Raw genomic sequence first — 5305 nt, 5'->3', positions numbered from 1 at the left:
TCACCGTCGAAGACAGAGAACGCCAGGTCATGAGAATTCATGTCGGCAATTACGTTAGGATACTGCAACCGGCCCTTGGGGCCGTACGGCATGTCGCCGAAAAGCCCGATCTCATAGTTCCGCGTATTGCTCCACCCATCTCGTCGATCGCCATCGTTCGGATTGGCGCTGGCCACGCCAGCCGTCACACCGGCGGCGGCGAAACCAAGTGCGAGCACGATGGCGGTTAAGCCGACAGCTCTGCGCTGAGAGGTCATGGATACCCTTTCTGAGGATGCGGCCGGCACAAGCTCCGTACTGGAAGAAACAAAGCAGCGGAGCACGACGGACGGGTGATGCCGGGGCAAACAAACGCCGACCGGGAGATTACGGTTACCGTATTGCGCGGAATCGGAGCCTCGATTGATCAATCGTAGTACACCCAGCGCGGCGCAAGCCACCGAAGGTAAGCAAAGCCGTGTTCGGTGGAGCGGCGGGCTGTACCGATGGTGCGGCCGCCGTAGCCTTGGGCCCATGGTCAAGCATCTGTACTTCCGTCAGCTGCTGTCCGGGCGCGACTTCGCGGTCGGCGATCCGATAGCGGCTCAGATGGTCAACTTCACCTATCTGATCGGCGATCAAGAAACTCGGGACGCGGTCGTGGTCGACCCGGCGTACGCGATCGACGACATCCTCGCCGCCCTTGCCGACGACGGTATGCGGCTCGCCGGTGTGCTGGTCACGCACCACCATCCCGATCACGTCGGTGGCGACATGCTCGGCTTCTCCCTGCCCGGCCTGAAGGATCTGCTCACCCGTGTCCAGGTTCCGGTACACGTACATCGCGACGAAGCCGAATGGGTGCGGCGCACCACCGGGGTCGGCGCCACCGACCTGGTCAGCCATGACCATGACGACGTGGTCGACGTCGGCGCGGTGCCCATCCGGCTGTTGCACACCCCCGGGCACACCCCTGGCAGCCAGTGCTTTCTGGTGAACGGCGGGCGGCTGATAGCCGGCGACACACTTTTTCTGGAAGGGTGTGGGCGAACGGACTTCCCCGGAGGTGACCCCGACTCCATGTACACCAGCCTCCGGCAGCTGGCCGCGCTGCCAGCGGACCCGGTCGTCTTCCCTGGGCACCTTTACTCGGCACAGCCGTCCGCGCCAATGTCGGCGGTTCGGCGTGACAATGCTGTTTTCCGGCCCCGGAGCATCGAACAATGGCGGATGATGTTCGGCGGATGACCCGCCCGACGAACCGGCGGTCAGCAACTCCCGTAACTGGCTGTATGTAATCGGATAACCCGGCACCGCTTTCGATGACCTGGGAGAAAATGATGATCCCTACTAACGCGGTGCCTGCCGATGCCATACCCACGGGCCTCGATCTCGCCGCGCTGACCGCCTACTTCGACGCACAGGTACCAGGGCGGTGCGGTCAGCTGCGCGCCGCCCTGCTGACCGGCGGCCGCTCGAACCTGACGTATCGCGTGTGGGACGAGGCATCCAGCTGGGTGGTGCGCCGGCCACCGCTGGGTGGGCTGACCCCCTCCGCGCATGACATGGGCCGGGAGTTCCGGGTGGTCGCCGCTCTGGCGGGGACTGACGTCCCGGTGCCCGACGCGATCGCGTTCTGCGCGGACAGCGCGGTGATCGGCGCTCCGTTCTCTGTGGTCTCACTCGTCGACGGTGTTACCATCCGCAGCCGTGAAGATCTGGACAGTTACTCCAACGCTCAGGTCGCGCAGGCCGCCTTCGGTGTGCTCAGGGCATTGGCCCGCCTACACGCGGTACCGTACGCGGAGGTCGGCCTGGCTGATTTCGGCCGGCCGGAGGGTTACCTGAGCCGGCAGGTAACGCGCTGGCGTAACCAGTGGACCCACGTCGCCACCAGGGAACTGACCGACATCATCACCCTGCACGCCCGGTTGCGTGACGCGCTGCCGGCGGAGAGCGGCGCGGCGATCGTCCACGGGGATGTCCGGATAGACAACGCCATCCTCGACCCGGACAGCCTCGGTACCGTCCGCGCACTGGTGGACTGGGAAATGGCTACGCTCGGCGATCCACTCGCGGACCTCGCGCTGGCCGCCGTCTACCGTGATCCCGTCTTCGAAGCGGTGCTCGGCGGCTCGGCGGCGTCGACCAGCAACCGCATGCCAGCGGCGGACGAACTGATCGAGGCATACGCCCTGGCCGCTGGGCGAAATATGGTTAACCTTAGCTTCTACCTGGCTCTGGGCTATTTCAAGATTGCTGTGATTGCGGAGGGGATCCACGCCCGCTACCTGGGCGGAAAAACCGTCGGTGATGGTTTCGAGACGGCGGGGGCCGCTGTGCCGGAACTTGTTGCCGCCGGTCTGCGCGCCCTGCGCTGAGAGCGCGTTTGAGGCCCTCGTCACCAGAAGCTGCGTGCGTTGACAACCTTCGGCCCACGTGGCAGAGTACTGAAATATACTTACAGCGTAAGCAGAGAAATAAAAAGAGGTAAAAGAGAAAGAAGCGCACTATGACCATGAGCGCTTTGTTTATGAATATTTCTTTCCAGTGCTGGGGCCGACGTGCGCCCGCCATCCCACAGGGATCCCCTGGCATCGCTCCTGCCTGCGAGTAGACCGCGGCCCGTGGTCACGGGCAGGACCGCCTCCCTGCCCCTGGCCACGGATCCGCTTCAATTTCCCGCCGCGCCCCGTCCCGTGGCTGTGACGTCCTCGGCCTCAGGGCGTTACGGTGTGCCATATCGCGGCCCTCGGCAACCATAGCGGTAGGTTCACAGCGGGCAGATAACCAAGCACGTGCAAGAGTCTCTCTCCCGTTCCGGTCCTGGACCGGTCTGGACCTGTCGTTCGCCCCGAATGACCTGGCTGACCCAGCGGGCACCTTTTTCGTGCGGCCGTACGCCCAGTGAACCGAGGACGGACAACAACCATCATGGCGAAGAGCAACGGGTCCAGCACCCACCAGCCCCTCAGTCGTGAGCGGATTCTTCGTACCGCTCTTCGACTCGTCGACCGCGACGGCGTCGACGCGCTCAGTATGCGCCGTCTCGCCAGCGAACTCGGCGTGGAGGCCATGTCCCTGTATAACCACATCCCCAACAAGGCGGCGCTACTCGACGGGGTAACCAAAATCATACTGGATGAGATCAACCCGGCGGTGGCAGCGAGCGGGCCGTGGGAGGAGCGCATCCAGGCCATAACCAGCGAGTTCCGCCGCGTGGCACTGGCCCACCCCGCAGCCTTCATTCTGCTGGCCACCCGGCCGGTGGCCTCGACAGTGGCCCTCCAGGCGTTCGAGACCGGGCTGGCTCTGCTGGCTGACGTCGGATTCGACAGCGCCACGTCCGTTCACGCGATACGCGCAATAGTCGCCCTCCACACCGGCGCCATCCTGCGCCAGCTCTCCGGCGGCGGGAGCTCGTTGATCGAGCGGTCAGAGGCGCCCGAGCTGCTTGCCCAACAGGCAGCGGCGCTGCGGGCGGGCGGCTTCCCCGCGCTGGCCGCGGCCGTGCCCGACCTTGGCAGTTGCGATCATGATGAGGAATACCGATTTGGGATGGAACTGATCCTGGCCGGACTTCGCCAGCAGCTGGCCAGGCAGGAGGAGGCGCGGGTCGCATCCTGAGGCAACATATGATCCGCCATCTCATGGAGAGGTTCCGGCAACAGCGCACGCACCTCGCCGCGTCGCTCTCCGTCTATGGCCGCGACGCACGGGTACCTCGGCTCGTCGATCGCCACCCACCATCTCCGGTGACTCCCCGCGCCACCTTGCGATGGACGCACCCCAGCCCCGCTCCTTGATCCAGCCCCCTGTTGCCGGGCACCCCAACTACACACAGAAGGCACATGAGATGACGGATGTCAGGGGACGCTGGCTTCGGCGTGATATGCCCCGCATTCGATCGTTCGGTGATCGCCCAGCGATTGCCACGCGATTGGGTTGAGTCGCCGGACGTCGATCGCGGTGGTCGACGACGGCAGTCGGCAGTAGACGGATGCACAGGACAGCAGAGGCTCGGATCAAGGAGCGCTGGCGGCACCGGCTCTGGCGGTGGACTCAGGAGGAGGTCCGCGTGGCGGTGGGTGAGGAGAGTCCCGGTATCTCCGTATGGCGGCTGCGGGTGGCCGCGCTCGGGTGTGCGACCGCCTGCCTGAGCGGGTATGCCATCACAGCCGGTACCGCAGTAACCACCTCCGGGTCGCTAGGCCGTGTCAGTGACGGCCCGATCGTCACGGGGCCAGGAATCCGCGCTGCCGCCGCTGTCGCTACTGTGGCCGTTCCCGACGTGTTCACCGCGGCGGCTGGCAGCCCCATTCCGGCGCAGCGCTCCGGTGTCGCGGCCCGAGTTATGCCAGGCGTGGTCCGTATCGTTTCCAAGCTCGCCACACAGAATGGTTCTGCCGCGGGAACCGGCATGCTCCTGAACTCCGCTGGCGAGATACTCACCAACAATCACGTCATCCAGGACTCCGCGGGTATCACCGTGACCGTCGCCAGCACTGGTCGTGCGTATCCTGCCGCGGTGGTCGGCGCCGATCCGACCGATGATGTCGCCGTACTCCAGCTGCGCGGCGCTTCAGGGCTCACCGCGGTTCCGATCGGAGACTCCGCGAAGGTTTCCATCGGCGATTCCGTCGTTGCCGTTGGCAATGCCGAAGGCGGTGCGCCGATCACTGCCAGTGGTGCCATTACCGCCCTCAACCAGAGCATCACCGCTACCGACCCCGGTGGTGGTAATGCCGAACAGCTGACCGGCCTCATCAGAACCAACGTCGCGATCAAACCTGGATTCTCCGGTGGCCCGCTGGTCAGCGCGGCGGGTCAGGTCATCGGTATGGACACGGCCGCGACGATGTTCAACGAGTATCTGCCGGCCGGCATGCGGGCCGGGTACTCCATTCCGATCAATCACGCCATGTCCGTCGCTCGTCGGCTCGAGTCCGCCACGTCCGCGGGTGACGCGGGTGGGCATGACAGTCGTGCTGCCGCAGGCAGCGCCACGAGCAACGTCTCGCCCGCCTCGCGGGTAGCGAGGATTACTGTCAGCCACGCTTCCACCGCCGGTTTCGGAGGCAGCGGCGCCCAAGGCCGGCGAAACGGTCCGGTAGCCCCGGTCGCTCCGGTGGCCGCGATCGGAGCGGAAGCAGATCGGCAGCCCCGGCGCCGTCTCTCCGCCAAGAGCGCCCGGCAATAGGGACGCCGCGTCGCGGGGCTGGGGCACGCACCTCACCGCGTTAGCGACGTCAGCGGCCTCTCGCCGGGCCTACGACAAACCGCCCCCCACAACAAAAGGGGGGGGTTATCCGACATGGATAACCCC

4 protein-coding genes and 1 pseudogene are annotated in these 5305 nt (G+C 65.5%); 4 read left to right on the top strand and 1 reads right to left on the bottom strand.

What is annotated here, in order from left to right; all coding sequences use genetic code 11:
- Positions 1-257: pseudogene (locus tag MJ797_RS25760) on the bottom strand (hypothetical protein); the annotation flags it as partial.
- A gap of 256 nt (positions 258-513) precedes the next feature.
- On the opposite strand from MJ797_RS25760, the gene MJ797_RS25755 reads away from it, so the two are divergent.
- The 4 genes from MJ797_RS25755 (at position 514) to MJ797_RS25740 (ending at position 5179) form a co-directional block, all read left to right on the top strand.
- On the top strand, positions 514-1227 hold the full coding sequence (locus MJ797_RS25755; protein WP_239342209.1) for an MBL fold metallo-hydrolase: 714 nt from the start codon (positions 514-516) through the stop codon (positions 1225-1227).
- A gap of 92 nt (positions 1228-1319) precedes the next feature.
- Entirely contained in the window at positions 1320-2360 is a 1041-nt protein-coding gene (locus tag MJ797_RS25750; RefSeq protein ID WP_239342207.1) for a phosphotransferase family protein, read from the top strand.
- 553 nt (positions 2361-2913) lie between these two features.
- Positions 2914-3606, top strand: a complete 693-nt coding sequence (locus MJ797_RS25745) for a TetR/AcrR family transcriptional regulator C-terminal domain-containing protein (RefSeq protein WP_239342204.1) — start codon at positions 2914-2916, stop codon at positions 3604-3606.
- Positions 3607-3979: 373 nt separating this feature from the next.
- Complete coding sequence (locus tag MJ797_RS25740; RefSeq protein WP_239342201.1) at positions 3980-5179, top strand: S1C family serine protease; 1200 nt, start codon at positions 3980-3982, stop codon at positions 5177-5179.
- Positions 5180-5305 lie beyond the last annotated feature (126 nt).

Source organism: Protofrankia sp. CiP3 (genome assembly GCF_917627345.1).
Taxonomy (GTDB): Bacteria; Actinomycetota; Actinomycetes; order Frankiales; family Frankiaceae; genus Protofrankia.
Note: the sequence above shows the minus strand (reverse complement) of the source record. Positions and strands in the feature narration are given on the sequence as shown.

Excerpts from the sequence above, each read along its gene's own strand:
- MJ797_RS25755 (WP_239342209.1), top strand. The coding sequence starts at position 514 with ATGGTCAAGCATCTGTACTTCCGTCAGCTGCTGTCCGGGCGCGACTTC.
- MJ797_RS25750 (WP_239342207.1), top strand. The coding sequence starts at position 1,320 with ATGATCCCTACTAACGCGGTGCCTGCCGATGCCATACCCACGGGCCTC.
- MJ797_RS25745 (WP_239342204.1), top strand. The coding sequence starts at position 2,914 with ATGGCGAAGAGCAACGGGTCCAGCACCCACCAGCCCCTCAGTCGTGAG.
- MJ797_RS25740 (WP_239342201.1), top strand. The coding sequence starts at position 3,980 with ATGCACAGGACAGCAGAGGCTCGGATCAAGGAGCGCTGGCGGCACCGG.